Origin of the sequence: Brasilonema octagenarum UFV-OR1, assembly GCF_963888615.1 — a bacterium.
Lineage (GTDB): Bacteria > Cyanobacteriota > Cyanobacteriia > Cyanobacteriales > Nostocaceae > Brasilonema > Brasilonema sennae.
Map to the genome: position 1 here is coordinate 1 of NZ_CAWPKW010000290.1, position 15,951 is coordinate 15,951.

Genomic DNA, 15,951 nt, shown 5'->3' on the forward strand with positions numbered 1-15,951 from the left:
TTTGACAATACACCCTACTTATCATTATAGGTAATCTTGTAGTGGGAGGGGAGTAATTCAACTCAGAACTGCTATTAACCCAAAATCTTTACAACTGCTTCACTTCAGAAACCAACTTTCCAACCATATCCTTCGCACTAGCAAAGCTCGTATTAATTTTAACCATAAAAAAACTTGCCTCAGGACAAACCCTTAGCAAGTTTATACACGATCCATAAAAGGGATTTTGGATTTATGCTGTATCCATAATCTACAATTCCCTACAGTTGCTTCACTTCAGAAACCAACTTTCCAACCATATCCTTCGCACTACCAAAGAGCATCGTCGTTTTATTCTTATAAAACAACTCATTATCCACACCAGCAAAACCCGCACTCATACCGCGCTTAATTACAATTGTCTGCTTCGCCCGATCCACTTCCAAGATTGGCATACCATAAATCGGGCTATTTGTATCACTCCGCGCTGCCGGATTCACCACATCATTCGCCCCAATTACCAAAGCGACATCTGTCTGCTCAAACTGAGGATTGATATCATCCATATCATGCAGTTGCTCATAAGGCACATTCGCCTCAGCCAACAACACATTCATATGTCCCGGCATTCTACCAGCAACGGGGTGAATTGCATACTTCACATCCACGCCCATACGTTCGAGCTGATCTGCCAACTCACGTATGCTGTGCTGCGCCTGTGCAACCGCCATCCCGTAACCAGGAACAATCACCACAGAACGAGCATAACCCAACATCATCGCGCCTTCTTCGGGATCAATGCTGCGAACGCTTTGATCAGTTGTACCTGCACTACCAGCAGCACCACCAGACGCAGCCACTGTACCAAAAGCACTGAACAGCACACTGAACAGAGAACGGTTCATCGCCTTACACATAATCTCGGTAAGGATGATCCCAGATGCTCCCACCAATGCGCCAGCGATGATTAACATATTGTTCATCACCACGAAACCAGCAGCAGCCGCCGCTAACCCGGAAAACGAGTTCAACAGCGAAATCACCACAGGCATATCGCCGCCACCGATGGGGATGACGAACATCACACCCAACACTAGAGAAACAGCAACAATTCCTAAGAAGACAGGTAAGCTGTGCGGATTGATAATTAAATAAGCACTACCCGCAATAAAGGCAGCCAGAAGCGAGAGGTTAAATGGTTGCTGCAAAGGAAATGTAATTGGGGAACCGCTCATAATACCTTGCAGTTTTGCAAAAGCAATAAAGCTTCCTGTGAAAGTCACACCACCAATTAACACATCCAGCAACATAGAGATGTTGGCGTCAAGAGGTATTGCTTCACCGTTTCCTAGCAACCGCCAAAATTCAGCAACCGCAACGAGTGCAGATGCTGCACCACCCAAGCCGTTGAGCAAACCCACCATTTGGGGCATATCCGTCATTTGGACTTTGTAGGCGGCGACGATACCAATCAAAGATCCAATAACCAACCCTACCAAAATCATTTCATAGTTCAACACATGCTGATCCAGCATTGTTGCCACAATAGCCAACAGCATCCCCACAGCTGCAACAACATTACCTTGTCGTGCTGTCGCGGGTGATCCCAGCTGTTTCAAACCCAGAATGAATAAGGATGCAGCGACTAAATACGTTAGCTGAATCCCGGTTGGTAAAAAGTCGCTCACGCCTTAATCTCCTTTTTCTTGAACATTTGCAGCATTCTGTCTGTGACTAGGAAGCCACCCACCACGTTAACCATTGCCAAAATTACGGCAATCAAACCTAAAATGACTGATAAATTCGTCTCTCTAGCACCAGAAGCCACGATCGCACCCAGTACAGCAATTCCAGAAATGGCGTTGGAACCTGACATCAAAGGTGTGTGGAGGGTTGGTGGAACTTTGTTGATAACTTCAAATCCAGTAAAGGATGCCAAAACAAACACAAACAAGGCAGCGATTAATGCTTCTGTCATCGCTCGATATACTCCTTATGCAAATTGAGTTGTGATAAGTACACGTCAGCACTTATTACAAAAATTAATTAACTTGCCACACCGCTTAAAGCTTGTAAGGCATCTTTCACACGTTGGTTACGAATTTCGCCACCGTGGGTAACACAAGCCGCATCAACGATGTCGTCAGCAAAGTTGACATTTAAAGCTTTGTCTTTAATCAACAGTTGCATCAACGACGACAAATTTTTGGAATAAAGTTGGCTGGCGTGAACTGGCATGGATGATGGTAAATTGATGGGACCAATGATAGTGATGCCATTCCACACAATATCTTTACCGGGATCAGTGCAAGCACAGTTACCACCCTGTTCAGCAGCGATATCCACAATCACTGAACCTGGTTTCATCTGCGCTACCATCTCTTCAGTAACTAAAACAGGTGCTTTTCTACCAGGAACTTGGGCGGTGGTAATCACCACATCAGCATTCTTGACGTGTTCGGCGACAACTTCTTGAGTGCGCTGTTTGCTAGCTTCAGAAATTTCTTTGGCGTAGCCTCCAGCGGCGGTTGTTTCTTCTTCTAGTTTGACTTCAACGAATTTTGCCCCCAAACTTTGGACTTCTTCTTTGACGGCGGGACGAATATCAAAGGCTTCGACGATCGCTCCCAAACGTCTGGCGGTGGCGATCGCCTGCAATCCAGCCACACCAGCCCCCATGATAAACACTTTCGCCGGAGCGATCGTTCCAGCCGCTGTTGTCAACATCGGGAAATATTTTGGTAATGCTGCTGCACCAATTAGAACCGCTTTGTAACCTGCAATTGATGCTTGCGAGGATAAAGCATCCATACTTTGTGCCCGAGTCGTGCGCGGGATCATCTCCATACTCATAGCAGTTACCTTGCGTTCTGCCAGTCGCTGCGCTACGGAAGGATTTCCTAAAGGGTTAAGAAAGCTAATGAGTACAGATCCTTCCTTGAGTAAGTCAATTTCTGAGCGTCCATCTTCTCGCTCTTGAGGTGGACTCACCTTAAGCAGAATATCTGCTTCGCCCCATAATTGAGTGGTATCACTGATGACTTTCGCTCCTGCTGCTTCATAAGCAGCATCAGAAAAGAAAGCCCGCTCACCTGCACCAGTTTCTACCAACACTTCTACACCTTGTTTTACCAATCGGGCAACGATGTCAGGAATTAAGGCAACTCGACGCTCACAGACTTCAATTTCTTTGGCAACTGCTATTCTCATGCAATCTCCTTGAAGATAAATACCTATTTTTGGCAATTTGTGAAATTTTTCTTAAGAGGCAATAGGCGCACTTTTCGTGCATGGGCAGCAGCTATTAGCAGTTGGTTTGCCCAATCAATTTTACCTTCGCTCTCAAAATCGATAATGACCTACGCAAAGTTTCAATTTGGTTCTTGCAGGGTTTCCAGATTCCCATGTATTTGAAAAGAGGGGCTTCTATTACACATCCTATGTCAATCCCCAAAATTTACGTGTTTGTCTTCAACTTCTTTTAGGGATTCAAGAATTTTTATGGATTTTTTTACATATTGCAATATTAGTAAAATTCTCAAAAACTATCCCCAAATAATATTAGTCAACCCTGACTTGATTACAACTTATCTTATCGAATCTCGTTCAAGTTAACTACTAATTTTCATATTTATTTTTTCAATTTTTATAACATTTTATATATATCTATACATATTTTGTAACAAATTCACATTTCAAGCGTGTTTTCAGTGACTTTAAATTCATCAATTTTTTTATGGCAATACACTTAGTATTAAAAAAAAGTTTTGTGCAGCGGTACTGAGAATGACACTTTATATTAGCAATTTACGTCCCAATATCTAAATCTTAAGTAGTAAAGTTTTAGTTACGAACGTTTCGTCCTAGTTATTTTAAACAAAAGACCTATTTCTGCCTCAGGAGCTTAACCATGCGACGTTTACTCTCTACTTTAGCCGTGACAAGTTGTTTGCTAGCTGGAATACCAGCCATAAGCTGGGCACAAAGTTTGCCAGGGTTGACGATATTTAGTGGTGTCAAAGGCGAAAATCAGCTGCCGTTCCGATTAGATTTTGGCGGTCAAACTAATGGCTGGGACAGATACAGACTGAAAGTTTCTAGCAAAAAGATGAAAACAGCAGTTGCTCGATTTGTGATTTCTTATCCTAATTACTACCAAGGAACCTTTGACCGCAAGGAAATTGAGGTCAAGGCTAAAGGCAAAAAGATTGCACTATCGGAGGTGAAGTGGGATAAAGAAAATCACGTTCTTGAAATTTTTCCCCAAGAACCAGTACCAGCAGGTACCGATGTTGAGTTGATTCTCTCTAACGTGAAAAACCCGTCTTCTGGGGGAATGTTCTATTTTAACTGCTCAATTCAGTCTCCTGGCGATGTGCCATTATCACGCTACATCGGCACGTGGATCATAAGTATTAGTTAAGTTATGACTCATGAATCATCAGTCATTAGTGAGTCAAAGCAAGGCAAATACATTACCACTACCTGGGTTGCACAGCAACGGTTAGAGTTTTGCCGTTATCATTGACAATACACAAATGACTGATGATGGCTTTCTAGCTTTAGCATAACTGCTGGAGAAAAACAACAAACATTATGATATAATTGCCAATCGTGACTTTTTATTATGATAATTGTCTAAGAGGATAAAAAAATGAAGAGAACATTGGAAGGCACTTGCCGCAAGAGAAAAAGAACCTCAGGTTTTCGCGCTAGAATGCGAACTCCAGATGGTAGAAACGTTATCCGGGCAAGAAGGAAAAAGGGACGCCACCGTTTGACCGTTTAGGGCATAGAAAAGCTAATCATAGCAGTTGTGGCATTGCCCAAAGCAAATCGGCTAAAATCCCGAAAAGATTTTCAGGCAGTTTTCCGCGAAGGAATCCGTCGTCATGGTTCACACATAACATTGAGAGCATTACGACCATCTCCTTCCTCTAAGCCTTCTTGTGATACGGCTCTTGAAACTGTAAAAAAGCATCTGACTCCAGCCCAAATAGGAATTTCGATTAGCACAAAGGTTAGCAAACGAGCAGTTGTTCGTAACCGCCTCAAACGTCAAATTGCAGCAGCGTTGTATCACTTGTTGCCCAAAATGTCACCAGGATGGCGGATTGTCATTGTTGTGAAACCAGCAGCAGATATAGAGTGCGTGACCCAACAATTTCTGCAAGAATTAGAGCAGTTATTGGAACAAGCTGAGGTGTTCAATGGGTATTCGTGAAGAAGTTTATTATGAGGGTGGTCCACATATTGGGGATTTGATCATAAGTATATTGATTGGATTCACTATTATTGGTCTTCCATTGACAGTTGGGGCGATTGTCAGGGCATTGTGGCTGCGCTTCCGTATCACTGATCGCAGGATCTCTGTCATGGGTGGTTGGATGGGACGTTCTCGCAGCGACATCATTTACTCAGAAATTGTCAAAATGGCGAAAGTCCCCCGTGGTCTTGGCATGTGGGGGGATATGGTCATAACCCTAAGAGACGGTAGCCGTCTGGAAGTACGGGCGCTTCCTAAGTTTCGAGAAATTTATGACTACATTGAAGAAAAAGTTATCGCCAAAAATCCCAATTATGCGGGCGCTAAGCAGTGATAAGTGAGGATGAGGGGAAAGAGGGAGCGAAGGAGGAAGGAATATTTCCCCATACTCCCTCACTCCCACTTTCCCCCACTCCCTCACTCCCTCACTCCCTTACTCTGGTTTCCCCAATTCATATAATGTGCGGCTATCCGTAGTAGCACGCTAGTCGCAATCTAAATCATGATTTAGATAAATTAGATGATGTCAATTTACAGTATCTCAGGTTGAATTTAGAATAATGGATTTTGGTATCGGGTTTCTCTCGAACAACGTGATGCTGCCAATCATAGACTTGTTCTATAGCATTGTGCCTAGCTATGGACTGGCGATTGTAGCATTAACATTAATAATCCGCTTCGCGCTCTATCCCCTGAGTGCTGGTTCAATTCGCAATATGCGACGGATGAAGATCGTCCAACCCCTGATGAACAAGCGGATGCAAGAAGTTAAGGAGCGATATAAGGACGATCCGCAAAAGCAGCAGGAAGAAATGATGAACGTCCAAAAAGAATTTGGCAACCCGCTTGCAGGTTGTTTGCCACTGCTGCTACAAATGCCAGTTTTACTGGCACTGTTTGCCACTTTGCGGGGTTCACCTTTTTCTGGTGTCAACTATAGCGTTAATCTCCAAATCTTACCTGCTGAACAAGTAGAAAGAATTCAACCGCAAGCCTTTGCGACTCCCCCACAAAATATTTATATTTCGGAAGGGGAACACATTAAGGTAAATGCCATCCTTCCTGGAGGCAACAAATTAGCGGTGGGAGAACATACGAAGATAGAATATCAAACTCAGGAGGGTAAACCTTTTCAGGCAGTTTTAGCAGAACACCCCGATACTCAGTTAATCCCTGAATGGAAAATTACCAAAGGGGAGGAAAGGATAAGAATTGATGCACAGGGTAATGTAGAAGCCTTACAACCGGGGGATGTTACAATCCAAGGAACAATTCCGGGACTCGCCTCAAACCAAGGATTTCTCTTTATTGATGCCTTAGGTAGAGTTGGTGCAATAGATCCAGACGGCGTTATTCACTGGGATATTGTCGGTATGGTCATCATGTTTGGTATTACCCTTTACATTAGCCAAATCCTTTCTGGGCAAAATACTACGAATGCCAACCCGCAGCAGGACACTGTTAACAAAATCACTCCTGTGATCTTCTCTGGGATGTTTTTGTTCTTCCCCCTACCAGCTGGGGTACTGATGTATATGGTGATTGGTAATATTTTCCAGACATTGCAAACCTATATTCTCACGCGTGAACCCCTGAGCGAGGAACTACAAAAAATTGTAGACACTCAGGAGAAAGAAGAAGAAAGCGCAAAACAAAAAGCGCTACCGTTTGAACCAAAAAGTTCTAAGAAAAAGACTACAGGGTAATGATGACAGACAGTCGAATGAAACGAGGTCAGGAGTGGTTGAAAACCCTGCTGCAACTTAGTGGGCTATCTGTTGATATAAAAGGTGAGAAAGAAATAGCCGTCGCTGAGGATGAAGAATCCCCAGAACAGGATAGTTACTGGTTGACGATTGGTGAAACCAATTTATCACTCGAACAAATCGAAATTTTAACCGGTCCCGATGGTTCAGTGCTAGATGCGATTCAGTATCTAGCAAATTCTATTCTCAACTTAAGTCAACTACAAGGAGAGCAAGCCTCTTACACTGTTGAATTGAACGGCTACCGCGTTAGGAGAGACGCCCAAATTCGCGCAATAGCTGAAGCAGCAGCTCAGCAAGTGCGTTTTTCTGGTCAAGAGGCAGAAATCAAGTCACTCAGTTCAGCCGAACGCCGTCAAATTCACACTTTTTTAAAAGAGTTTGGTGACTTAGAAACCTTCAGCCGAGGAAAAGAACCGCATCGTCACCTTGTTGTACGCCTTGCAATGGAGTCACTCAGGAGTTAGGAGGAGCCAGCGCTGTGGGCGGTGAGACCAGTGCGAATGACGGGTTTCCCGACACAGGCATCTGGCGAACCCGAAGGGGTTTCCCGACTTGTAAGCGCAAAGCGCACGCCGGAGGCGAACGTGCAGCGTCTCCGCACGAGTTGGCATCTGGCGTTCAAGAGTGAAGAGTGAAGAGTGAAGAGTGAACACCAAAAGTGACAACTCATCACTCATAACTCATAGATATAGCAGGGAACGCTTAACGCTTAACGCTTAACGCTTAACAGGAAATGCTTAACAGACTTTCAAGTCTCTTGGGGAGCGTGTTTTTTCATTAGTTCGTGTCCTAATCTACCTGGCGACTGCTATATCACGATTTTGAAATGGCTAAGAAAATTTCTTATATCATAAAGTAAGGTCGCTAAAGTCGTGACTCGAACGACTGAGGCATTATATTTGATTGCTTAGAAACAGTCACACAAACTTAAAGGAATTGGCGATGACAGAAGCAACAAACGTACTCGGCACAAAGCTAGAAATGTGCTGTTCTTCTCCCGTGACTGGATATTATCGCGATGGGTTTTGTAACACAGGTGGTATGGATTTTGGGTTGCACGTTGTTTGCGCCCAAATGACAACAGAATTTCTTGAATTCACCAAATCACGAGGAAACGACCTTAGTACCCCAGTTCCGGAATATCAATTTCCTGGTTTGAAAGAAGGCGATCGCTGGTGTTTATGTGCTGGTCGCTGGCAAGAGGCTGTTGAGGCTGGCGTTGCTCCCCCTGTTATCCTCTCAGCAACCCACGCTAGAGCCTTGGAAGCGGTTTCTGTGGATGATTTGAAAAAACATGGCCTAACTTCTTCTTAAAGAAATCTAAAAATTTGTTTCACTTTAGTAGCAACCCACTTAGCGCTTGATACACTGGCGAAAACTCAACTTCAGACTGATTTTCATAGCTTCAATTAAAGTCATAATAAGAGCAAAAATTACAGTGGGTGCAACAAAATTAAGCAATGGTTACAGTCGTTGTTGTCATCAACATACTGATCTCGCTGATTCTTCTCTACGTGGCTTGGCGAGTGCGGCGACTGAAGAGGCGACTGACAAGAATAGCTAATATCTTTATTGCTGCTGAACGTAGTTCCCATGCAGTATTATATACAGCACCACAAGCTTTTTACACTAGTCTTGGGAATATTAATAATCTACGGCACAAAGATCAACCAGCACGACTACAAATCCAGCGGCTGCGACAGATTTTCAGTCTAGTTGCACTTGGACAGCAAGTCTGGCAGAGTAATTTTCTGAGCTTCCGAGCAAAATTAGTGAAAAAGAGAAAGTAGGCAGTAAGGGCAACCTTTCTGGCGAATCAATTGTCTCTCTAAATTTAGAAAGATAAAATCTTTTGGATTTTGCAAGGCGTGAAAACCCACATAGAATGGGTGTAAGGAGAGAAACAAAAAAATGTCTAACAACCGTTCTGGATCATTTATTGGCGGTATGATGCTAGGCGCAACCATTGGTGCTTTAACTGGGTTGCTCATTGCTCCACGCACAGGACGCGAAACCCGTCAACTCTTGAAGAAATCTGCCAGTGCTTTGCCAGAATTGGCAGAAGATATTTCAACGAGTGTCCAAATACAGGCAGACCGCCTTTCTGCAAACGCACGCTCTAACTGGGATGATACTTTAGACCGACTGCGGGAGGCAATTTCAGCAGGCATTGATGCTAGTTTGCGGGAAAGCCAAGCAATGAAGCAGCAAAATGCTCAAGAAAAGTCCGATACCGTTCCTCAACATTTAGATAATTAGTAGAAGATATCAAAGTGATTGACCCCCTGTTTTGGCTGGGACTGTCCATACTCCTAGTCGCCGCCAGTCTGAGTGCTGTTTTGGTGGCGGCGATACCAGCATTGCAGGAATTAGCAAGAGCAGCTCGCAGTGCAGAAAAATTATTTGACACTCTTTATAGAGAGTTACCGCCCACTCTCGATGCTATTCGCATGACTAGCTTGGAAATCACTGACTTAACTGATGATGTCAGTGAAGGTGTTAAAAGTGCTGGTCAAGTTGTTAAACAAGTGGATCAAAGTTTAGATAGTGCTAAAAAGCAAGCACAAAACGTTCAAACAGGCACGCGCAGTTTTATGGTTGGTGTGCAAGCTGCTTGGAAAACCTTCACACGCTCCAAATCTTCAAGGCGAACAGTTGAGCGTCTATCGCCATCTCAAAAAGCAAAGCTGACATTACAAGAACGCCAAGCCCTACTAAGGCAGGAGAACCGCTTCACACCTGCAGAAGGATACCGCACTCACAATAATTACAACGATTACAAAGACTACAACGAAGCTGGTGATTGGGAAAACAGTTTTAATGAACAGGATTCCCACCGTCAGAAAGAATCTGAGAATTGGTCTGATAAAGAATAGAGTGTGTAAATCTCTATGAGAATAAGGGCGCAAGGCATTGCGCCCTTATTCTCAGGTCCCAACCTTACAGACAAGCTTGCTCAGTGAGTTCTAGATCTGAGATATTAGATTAGATTAGAGTTAAAAAGTGTAAAGAAGTCTCACTTTTCCAGTACTCTTTTAAAACAACTTGTTCACTTTTCCTGTTGAGATTTGTATATAAAAGCTCATGCAGCAAAGTCTTTGGAAACGAATTCTGGCTTTTGTAACAGTATTTTTCCTGGCTGGGTCAATTTGGATGACGCATTCTCCCAGCGCATACGCTTATGACAATCCCGAACTATTACCTGATACCCCAACTCCAGTTGTAGACTTAGCTAAGTCTCTTACCAGCGTTCAAGAAGAAAATCTTGTTAAGCAACTAGAACAATTTCAAACCGACACTGGCTGGAAACTCCGAGTCTTAACTCAATATGACCGTACTCCAGGTCGAGCAGTTATTCGTTTTTGGGGTTTGGATGACAAAAGCGTTTTGCTAGTTGCTGATTCCCGTGGCGGTAACATTCTCAGCTTTAGTGTGGGTGACGCTGTTTATGATCTTCTACCGCGTACTTTCTGGATTGAATTACAAACCCGCTTTGGCAATTTGTACTTTGTGCGAGAAGAAGGGGAAGACCAAGCCATCCTACAAGCAATGGAAACAGTGAAAACTTGTTTGCTTCGGGGAGGTTGCGCTGTCGTTCCCGGATTACCACGCGAGCAGTGGATTTTCACTTTGATTTCTTCTGCTATTGGTGGAGTCATTTGTGGATTAGCAGCTCAACCTCGTCGCGAAGGACAAATTGTTGCTTGGCAATGGGCTTTAATCTTCTCGCCTTTATGGGGAATCTTATTTATCTCTTTCGGTATTGGACCAGTAGTCACACGAACAAACGAATGGCTACCCCTGGTTCGCAACATTTCCGGTTTTCTCATCGCTGCTTTAGTTGCTTACCTTTCCCCTATTTTTAGTCAGTCTTCTAGTGCTGAGTCTTAAACCAAAGAGCAAAAGTCAAGAAGAGTGAAAATCAAACCGCTTCTACCTCTCCACCCTACGGCGACGGCGACGCGGTCTTTCATCTTCTTCATCACGGCGCAGGCGGCTACTCACCTCAGTAAAGAAATCCCGTCGTATAGAAGGATAATCACTCACCCACAAGTCGCGACTAGGAATATAAATATCCGAAATTTCATCAATACTGCTTAAATCTGGGCGATTCGACATCACCAATAGTTCTGCCCTCTGACCGCGAGCAATAACTTTGTAGGCAGAACGCAGTGGTGCTTTATACTCAGCCGTAAATCCTGTATCATCACCTATTTCTAAGTGAATGCGGTTTTCTCGGTTTTCGACAATCACCAAATCGCCTTTGTTATCAACGGTTTCCTGTTTACCCATTAACTCTTCTGCAATCCAATAATCCAGCACTCGACCACGGAGAAAACCGCTGTACTTACAACGACGGCTTTTCACATTCCGCATACTCGCCCAAAACACTGGTCCCCACAGCCAGTAAAGGGCACCAATTAGCCCGAGCAAAAAGATGATTCCACCAAAATCAACCCGCAGAACGACTTTAATCACGAAAACAACAGCTACTGCCACGACAGAAATCAGCAGCCGTTGTAAAAAGTCTGGAAATTTCCCCCAGTAGTATTTGTACTGCGGACCAGTGGCAATCAGGGGAATGAGTTGTTCAAATTTCTGGCGAGTTAATGGGACGATCATGAGTGCTGTGTTGTAAGTGGTGAGTGCTAGGTATTTTAAATCAGTTATCAGTTACCAGTTACCAGTTACCAGTTATCAGCTACGTACGCAGTACCAGTTATCAGGTACGAAACGGACTCGTCCACCCCTTGTTCACTGTTTACTGTTCACTGTTTACTGTTCACTGTTCACTGTTAAAGAATTTTTTCTAATCCATATACTAACGACTTTAACTGGAGGACTTTGCGAATTGCTAGTAATACTCCTGGCATATAGCAAGCGCGATCGCTCGTATCATGTCTCAAAGTATAAATTTGACCCGCTGCACCAAAAATAACTTCTTGATGCGCAATCAGTCCTGGTAAACGCACACTATGAATTCTAACGCCTTCCTCGGCTTGACTACCTCGTGCTCCTGGTAATTTCTCCGTTTCTTCCACAAGAGACTGGTTATATGTTTTACCTATATCCGCTAACATCTGAGCAGTTTGAATTGCTGTCCCGCTGGGGGCATCAGCTTTTTGGTTATGATGCAGTTCAATAATTTCCACGTGGTCGAAATGTTGAGAAGCCGCAACTGCTGCTTGTTGCAGCAGTACCATACCAATAGAAAAGTTGGGAATAATTAAACACCCCGTACTTGCCTTATCAGCAAATTCTGCTAAATCTTGAATTTGTTCTGGACTTAAGCCAGTGGTACCGACAACCGGACGAAGACCATAGGCGATCGCACTACGAACATTGTCATACACTGAACTCGGATGCGTAAAATCTACCATCACCCCTAGCTGTTTTCCTTGAGATGCAAACGCCAGCATCGGTTCCAATTGATTGGTAATTGGAATTTCCAAAGGTTCACTTAAACCCGCCAGTTCCCCTGCATCCTGACCTTGATATTCAGCTGTTGTATCAATCGCACCTACAAGATTCATATCTGCTGCTTGCGTCACCGCTTTGATGACCTCGCGACCCATTTTGCCCGCAGCACCAATGACAACAACAGGGATTGGAGTTTGATTCGCCATAATTTGAGCAATACTTTTTACACCATCAAAGAATTGTAAATCCAGTAGGGATCTTCCTTCTCAAACATTCAAGATTCGCTCATTCAAACAGGTTGAATCTTTTTTTGAATTTTGAATTGCAAAGACGCCCATTTACTAGCAATAGGCATTCGCCAACCAGTTCCGAAGGCGCGAACCGTAATTTTCAATCCGGGGGGTGCTTGTCGTCGCTTAAACTCCGCACGCACCACCAAATTAGTCACTCGGTTTACTATTTCTGGGTAATGACCTGCAGCGATAATTTGTTCTGGAGATTGGTAATCGTGAATCAACCGTTGCAATATGTCGTCCAAAACCTCGTAAGACGGTAGCGAGTCTTGGTCAAGTTGACCGGGTTTGAGTTCGGCGCTGGGTGGTTTGGTTAAAACATTTTGTGGGATAACTTCATCATTGCGATTTAACCAATGGCAAATCGAATAAACGCGGGTTTTGGGCACATCAGCAATCACCGCCAAACCCCCATTCATATCGCCGTAAAGAGTGCAGTAACCAACTGCCATTTCTGACTTATTACCAGTCGATAGCAACAGATGGCCAAATTTATTAGAAATTGCCATCAATAAATTGCCCCTAATCCGGGATTGAATATTTTCCTCTGCCAGTCCAAACTCTGTTCGGGCAAATAACTCAGCTAACGTTTCGTCATAGCCTTGCATTAACTCCCCTATCTGTAGGATATGAGTTTTCATACCAAGATTTTCTGCTAATGCCAAAGCATCGCTGATAGAATGCTCAGAACTGTAGGGCGAAGGCATCAGGATACCGAGGACATTTTCTTTACCCAATGCTGCGGTAGCAACAGCCGCCACCAATGAAGAATCTATTCCACCACTTAAACCCAGCACAACTTTAGAAAAGCCACACTTACGAACATAATCTCGCAATCCTAAAACCAAAGCGTGCCAAATTTCCTCATCTTGAGATTCATATTCTGGTGCTATAGAACCTGAGTGCAAATCTCGTTGCACCTCATCAAATTCCACAACTCTCAAATCCTCTTCAAAACCACAGGCACGACAGACTATTTCACCCTGACGATTCAAAGCAAAACTTCTACCATCAAAAATTAAATCATCATTTCCCCCGACTTGATTGGCATAGAGAATCAGTTGCTGAAAACGCACTGCACTATACTTAAGCATTGCTTCGCGAGACTTCTGCTTGCCAGCACTATAAGGAGAAGCAGACAAATTCACAATCAAATCTACACCCAAAATTGTTAAGTCAGCAATTGGATTCGTGACATAACTTCGCTTACCCCAAAATTCCTCATCATTCCATAAATCTTCGCAAATTGTGACGCCAATACGAATATCATCTAAGGTAAAATAACTAGCTTCTGAACCTGGCTCAAAATAGCGATTTTCATCAAAAACATCATAAGTTGGTAAAAGGCACTTGTGAAAAATTTGCTTGACTTTTCCCCTTTCTAACAAAGCGATACTATTAAATAAACTTTTACCGCCCGTCTTGTGTGCTTTTACATTTTCTTCAACCGTGCCTACTAACACAGCGAGTTCTGGAGGCAAATCTTGTGCTAGTTGTTCTAAAGCAATTTCCATTGCTTGAACAAAACTAGGATTAAGCAATAAATCACGGGGTGGATAGCCACATAAAGAAAGTTCTGGCGTTAGTAATAAACGGGCACCTTCTGCAACTGCTTTTCGTGCCGCGTCCAGAATTTTCTGAGAATTACCTGGCAAATCACCAATGGTAGGATTAAGTTGAGCGATCGCTATTTTCATTTTCCTCTTTTTGTTTTCTTCTCTTCGTCCTCTTAACAGACATGTTGCGCTCTATAATGTTTGTCTGCCAGAGTTACAACAAGCTGCTATTGTATCCATACATTTTTGTAATTAAAGAAAAACCAAAGGTTTATCCTTAAAAGGAGCAAAAGCTTCCGCATCAAATTTATATAAACTAGCTGGACGACCAGCACCACGCGACACCTTTATTCCTGTATCGTATAGAAAACCTAACTTGAGTAAACGCGCTCGAAAATTAGAGTAATCAGAAAAGATTTCTCCTAAAACTGTAGTATATAACTGATATAAATCATTCAAAGTAAACACTTCTGGCAACACTTCAAATGCGACTGGACTATACTCCAACTTATTTCGCAAACGCCTGTGTCCGTATGCCAAAATCTTGTTATGGTCAAAAGCTAGTTGCGGCAATTGCTTCACCGGATACCAAGCTATTCCAGTGACTCCATCAGCAATCAATTCTGCTTCCTCAAATCGCACGAGGGCAAAGTAACTCACCGATAGATAACGTACACCATAACTATCGCTTGCTTCCCGGGGATCACGTGATGGTCCTCCAAAAGTATAAAGTTGCTCTAAATAAAGGTTTTTTACCCTTATTTTTTCAGACAGAATCCGATACGCAGCATCTTCTAAAGACTCACCTTGACGTACCAAAGTACCAGGAAGACTCCAAGAATTTAAAAATGGCTCCTGGTGTCTCATGACTAATAGAACCAGCAGTCGATTTTGTGCAGTATCTACAGAGAAAATAACATTATCAACACCGACCTTGAAATCTGCTAAAGGTGGTTGTTTTAGCGCGTGTACAATCTTTATTTTGTTGTGTCCTGGCATATAGCCGTTTTCAATTGAATGCAATTTTGAGTTTAGGATTTGGAGTAGCTTGGCAAAAGTACTTATAGTTTAACAAGTTAAATTTTCGGGTAGACATTTGTACAAATGCTCTTTGTGAATATAATCAACGACTAGAGGTGTCAGGGCTTCGCGATCGCCATTTTCACGATACGCTGTTGAGGACACATCTAGACCAATAAACTTGGCAACCGTGACTTTCCCTCCGAGTTTTTGCACAATATGTAAATTAGATTCATCTATTGCATATCTTGGGCGCGGTATGACCAAAAGTTGTACTTGTTGCAATAAATCTTCAATACGATACCAGCGCGGTAATTGAGCTAGTAAATCTGAACCAACCACTAATGTAAACTCCGCCTCTGACCAACGTTTTTTTGCTTTCTCTAATGTTTCCAGCGTTCTCAAGTGACTTAATTCCTGTTCCAAAGCAATATTATGCTTTGATGAGTCAATATCCAAAATCAAGAAATTTAACATTGCTACCCGATGTTCTAAAGGGGTTTGATGCGATTTCAATGGATTATTTGCCGCCCAAACTGCCACCCAATCAAAATGGTCTGACAGCCAACGAATAACCGCTTGGTGTCCAGCAGTTGGTGGATCAGCACTCGTACCAAACAGAGCAACTTTCATAGTCAGACAATTTT

Annotated in this window: 20 protein-coding genes; 12 read left to right on the forward strand and 8 right to left on the reverse strand. The window is 43.2% G+C overall.

Features of this window, described 5'->3' with window-relative positions; all coding sequences use genetic code 11:
* Positions 1-260 precede the first annotated feature (260 nt).
* The 3 genes from AC5590_RS25080 to AC5590_RS25090 form a co-directional block, all read right to left on the reverse strand.
* Positions 261-1,667 carry an NAD(P)(+) transhydrogenase (Re/Si-specific) subunit beta gene (locus tag AC5590_RS25080; protein ID WP_169266096.1) on the reverse strand — a complete coding sequence of 469 codons (1,407 nt, stop codon included), beginning with the start codon at positions 1,665-1,667 and terminating at the stop codon, positions 261-263.
* Positions 1,664-1,957, reverse strand: coding sequence for an NAD(P) transhydrogenase subunit alpha part 2 (locus tag AC5590_RS25085; RefSeq protein WP_048868686.1), 294 nt, complete (start codon positions 1,955-1,957; stop codon positions 1,664-1,666). The genes AC5590_RS25080 and AC5590_RS25085 overlap by 4 nt, the downstream gene beginning before the upstream one ends.
* A 68-nt stretch (positions 1,958-2,025) precedes the next feature.
* Positions 2,026-3,189 (reverse strand): Re/Si-specific NAD(P)(+) transhydrogenase subunit alpha, encoded by a 1,164-nt coding sequence (locus AC5590_RS25090; RefSeq protein ID WP_169266097.1) that lies wholly within the window; start codon positions 3,187-3,189, stop codon positions 2,026-2,028.
* Between the two features lie 700 nt (positions 3,190-3,889).
* Between AC5590_RS25090 and AC5590_RS25095 the strand changes: the two genes are divergently transcribed.
* The 12 genes from AC5590_RS25095 to AC5590_RS25150 all read left to right on the forward strand — a co-directional run bounded on the left by AC5590_RS25095 (position 3,890) and on the right by AC5590_RS25150 (position 10,905).
* Entirely contained in the window at positions 3,890-4,402 is a 513-nt protein-coding gene (locus AC5590_RS25095) for a DUF2808 domain-containing protein (RefSeq protein ID WP_169266098.1), read from the forward strand.
* 231 nt (positions 4,403-4,633) lie between these two features.
* Positions 4,634-4,768, forward strand: a complete 135-nt coding sequence (gene rpmH, locus AC5590_RS25100; protein ID WP_169266099.1) for a 50S ribosomal protein L34 — start codon at positions 4,634-4,636, stop codon at positions 4,766-4,768.
* Between the two features lie 27 nt (positions 4,769-4,795).
* Complete coding sequence (rnpA, locus tag AC5590_RS25105) at positions 4,796-5,203, forward strand: ribonuclease P protein component (protein WP_169266100.1); 408 nt, start codon at positions 4,796-4,798, stop codon at positions 5,201-5,203.
* The gene (locus tag AC5590_RS25110) at positions 5,190-5,579 is read left to right on the forward strand and encodes a PH domain-containing protein (RefSeq protein WP_169266101.1); all 390 of its coding nucleotides are present in this window, start codon (positions 5,190-5,192) and stop codon (positions 5,577-5,579) included. Before rnpA ends, AC5590_RS25110 begins: the two co-directional genes overlap by 14 nt.
* Positions 5,580-5,805: 226 nt before the next feature.
* On the forward strand, positions 5,806-6,951 hold the full coding sequence (yidC, locus tag AC5590_RS25115; protein WP_169266102.1) for a membrane protein insertase YidC: 1,146 nt from the start codon (positions 5,806-5,808) through the stop codon (positions 6,949-6,951).
* Entirely contained in the window at positions 6,951-7,478 is a 528-nt protein-coding gene (locus tag AC5590_RS25120) for a Jag family protein (protein ID WP_169266103.1), read from the forward strand. The genes yidC and AC5590_RS25120 overlap by 1 nt, the downstream gene beginning before the upstream one ends.
* A 14-nt stretch (positions 7,479-7,492) precedes the next feature.
* Positions 7,493-7,642: a hypothetical protein gene (locus AC5590_RS25125; protein WP_169266104.1), complete on the forward strand. Its 150-nt coding sequence runs from the start codon at positions 7,493-7,495 to the stop codon at positions 7,640-7,642.
* A gap of 314 nt (positions 7,643-7,956) precedes the next feature.
* Complete coding sequence (locus AC5590_RS25130) at positions 7,957-8,328, forward strand: DUF2237 family protein (RefSeq protein WP_169266105.1); 372 nt, start codon at positions 7,957-7,959, stop codon at positions 8,326-8,328.
* Positions 8,329-8,474: 146 nt separating this feature from the next.
* On the forward strand, positions 8,475-8,804 hold the full coding sequence (locus tag AC5590_RS25135; RefSeq protein ID WP_169266106.1) for a hypothetical protein: 330 nt from the start codon (positions 8,475-8,477) through the stop codon (positions 8,802-8,804).
* A 121-nt stretch (positions 8,805-8,925) separates the two neighbouring features.
* Entirely contained in the window at positions 8,926-9,273 is a 348-nt protein-coding gene (locus AC5590_RS25140) for a YtxH domain-containing protein (protein ID WP_169266107.1), read from the forward strand.
* Positions 9,274-9,287: 14 nt separating this feature from the next.
* Entirely contained in the window at positions 9,288-9,890 is a 603-nt protein-coding gene (locus AC5590_RS25145; protein WP_169266108.1) for a DUF948 domain-containing protein, read from the forward strand.
* A 208-nt stretch (positions 9,891-10,098) separates the two neighbouring features.
* Positions 10,099-10,905: a TPM domain-containing protein gene (locus AC5590_RS25150; protein WP_169266109.1), complete on the forward strand. Its 807-nt coding sequence runs from the start codon at positions 10,099-10,101 to the stop codon at positions 10,903-10,905.
* 42 nt (positions 10,906-10,947) lie between these two features.
* On the opposite strand, the gene AC5590_RS25155 is transcribed toward AC5590_RS25150, so the two are convergent.
* The 5 genes from AC5590_RS25155 to AC5590_RS25175 form a co-directional block, all read right to left on the reverse strand.
* Entirely contained in the window at positions 10,948-11,637 is a 690-nt protein-coding gene (locus AC5590_RS25155; RefSeq protein WP_169266110.1) for a DUF8619 family protein, read from the reverse strand.
* 173 nt (positions 11,638-11,810) lie between these two features.
* Complete coding sequence (gene dapB / locus AC5590_RS25160) at positions 11,811-12,641, reverse strand: 4-hydroxy-tetrahydrodipicolinate reductase (RefSeq protein WP_169266111.1); 831 nt, start codon at positions 12,639-12,641, stop codon at positions 11,811-11,813.
* Positions 12,642-12,724: 83 nt separating this feature from the next.
* Positions 12,725-14,425, reverse strand: coding sequence for an NAD+ synthase (locus tag AC5590_RS25165; RefSeq protein ID WP_169266112.1), 1,701 nt, complete (start codon positions 14,423-14,425; stop codon positions 12,725-12,727).
* Positions 14,426-14,536: 111 nt separating this feature from the next.
* Positions 14,537-15,283, reverse strand: coding sequence for an NUDIX hydrolase (locus tag AC5590_RS25170; RefSeq protein WP_169266113.1), 747 nt, complete (start codon positions 15,281-15,283; stop codon positions 14,537-14,539).
* 69 nt (positions 15,284-15,352) lie between these two features.
* Complete coding sequence (locus AC5590_RS25175) at positions 15,353-15,937, reverse strand: nicotinate-nucleotide adenylyltransferase (protein ID WP_169266114.1); 585 nt, start codon at positions 15,935-15,937, stop codon at positions 15,353-15,355.
* Positions 15,938-15,951: the final 14 nt, after the last annotated feature.

Excerpts from the sequence above, each read along its gene's own strand:
- AC5590_RS25085 (WP_048868686.1), bottom strand. The coding sequence starts at position 1,957 with ATGACAGAAGCATTAATCGCTGCCTTGTTTGTGTTTGTTTTGGCATCC.
- AC5590_RS25090 (WP_169266097.1), bottom strand. The coding sequence starts at position 3,189 with ATGAGAATAGCAGTTGCCAAAGAAATTGAAGTCTGTGAGCGTCGAGTT.
- AC5590_RS25095 (WP_169266098.1), top strand. The coding sequence starts at position 3,890 with ATGCGACGTTTACTCTCTACTTTAGCCGTGACAAGTTGTTTGCTAGCT.
- rpmH (WP_169266099.1), top strand. The coding sequence starts at position 4,634 with ATGAAGAGAACATTGGAAGGCACTTGCCGCAAGAGAAAAAGAACCTCA.
- AC5590_RS25110 (WP_169266101.1), top strand. The coding sequence starts at position 5,190 with ATGGGTATTCGTGAAGAAGTTTATTATGAGGGTGGTCCACATATTGGG.
- yidC (WP_169266102.1), top strand. The coding sequence starts at position 5,806 with ATGGATTTTGGTATCGGGTTTCTCTCGAACAACGTGATGCTGCCAATC.
- AC5590_RS25120 (WP_169266103.1), top strand. The coding sequence starts at position 6,951 with ATGATGACAGACAGTCGAATGAAACGAGGTCAGGAGTGGTTGAAAACC.
- AC5590_RS25130 (WP_169266105.1), top strand. The coding sequence starts at position 7,957 with ATGACAGAAGCAACAAACGTACTCGGCACAAAGCTAGAAATGTGCTGT.
- AC5590_RS25135 (WP_169266106.1), top strand. The coding sequence starts at position 8,475 with ATGGTTACAGTCGTTGTTGTCATCAACATACTGATCTCGCTGATTCTT.
- AC5590_RS25140 (WP_169266107.1), top strand. The coding sequence starts at position 8,926 with ATGTCTAACAACCGTTCTGGATCATTTATTGGCGGTATGATGCTAGGC.
- AC5590_RS25150 (WP_169266109.1), top strand. The coding sequence starts at position 10,099 with ATGCAGCAAAGTCTTTGGAAACGAATTCTGGCTTTTGTAACAGTATTT.
- AC5590_RS25155 (WP_169266110.1), bottom strand. The coding sequence starts at position 11,637 with ATGATCGTCCCATTAACTCGCCAGAAATTTGAACAACTCATTCCCCTG.
- dapB (WP_169266111.1), bottom strand. The coding sequence starts at position 12,641 with ATGGCGAATCAAACTCCAATCCCTGTTGTTGTCATTGGTGCTGCGGGC.
- AC5590_RS25165 (WP_169266112.1), bottom strand. The coding sequence starts at position 14,425 with ATGAAAATAGCGATCGCTCAACTTAATCCTACCATTGGTGATTTGCCA.
- AC5590_RS25170 (WP_169266113.1), bottom strand. The coding sequence starts at position 15,283 with ATGCCAGGACACAACAAAATAAAGATTGTACACGCGCTAAAACAACCA.
- AC5590_RS25175 (WP_169266114.1), bottom strand. The coding sequence starts at position 15,937 with ATGAAAGTTGCTCTGTTTGGTACGAGTGCTGATCCACCAACTGCTGGA.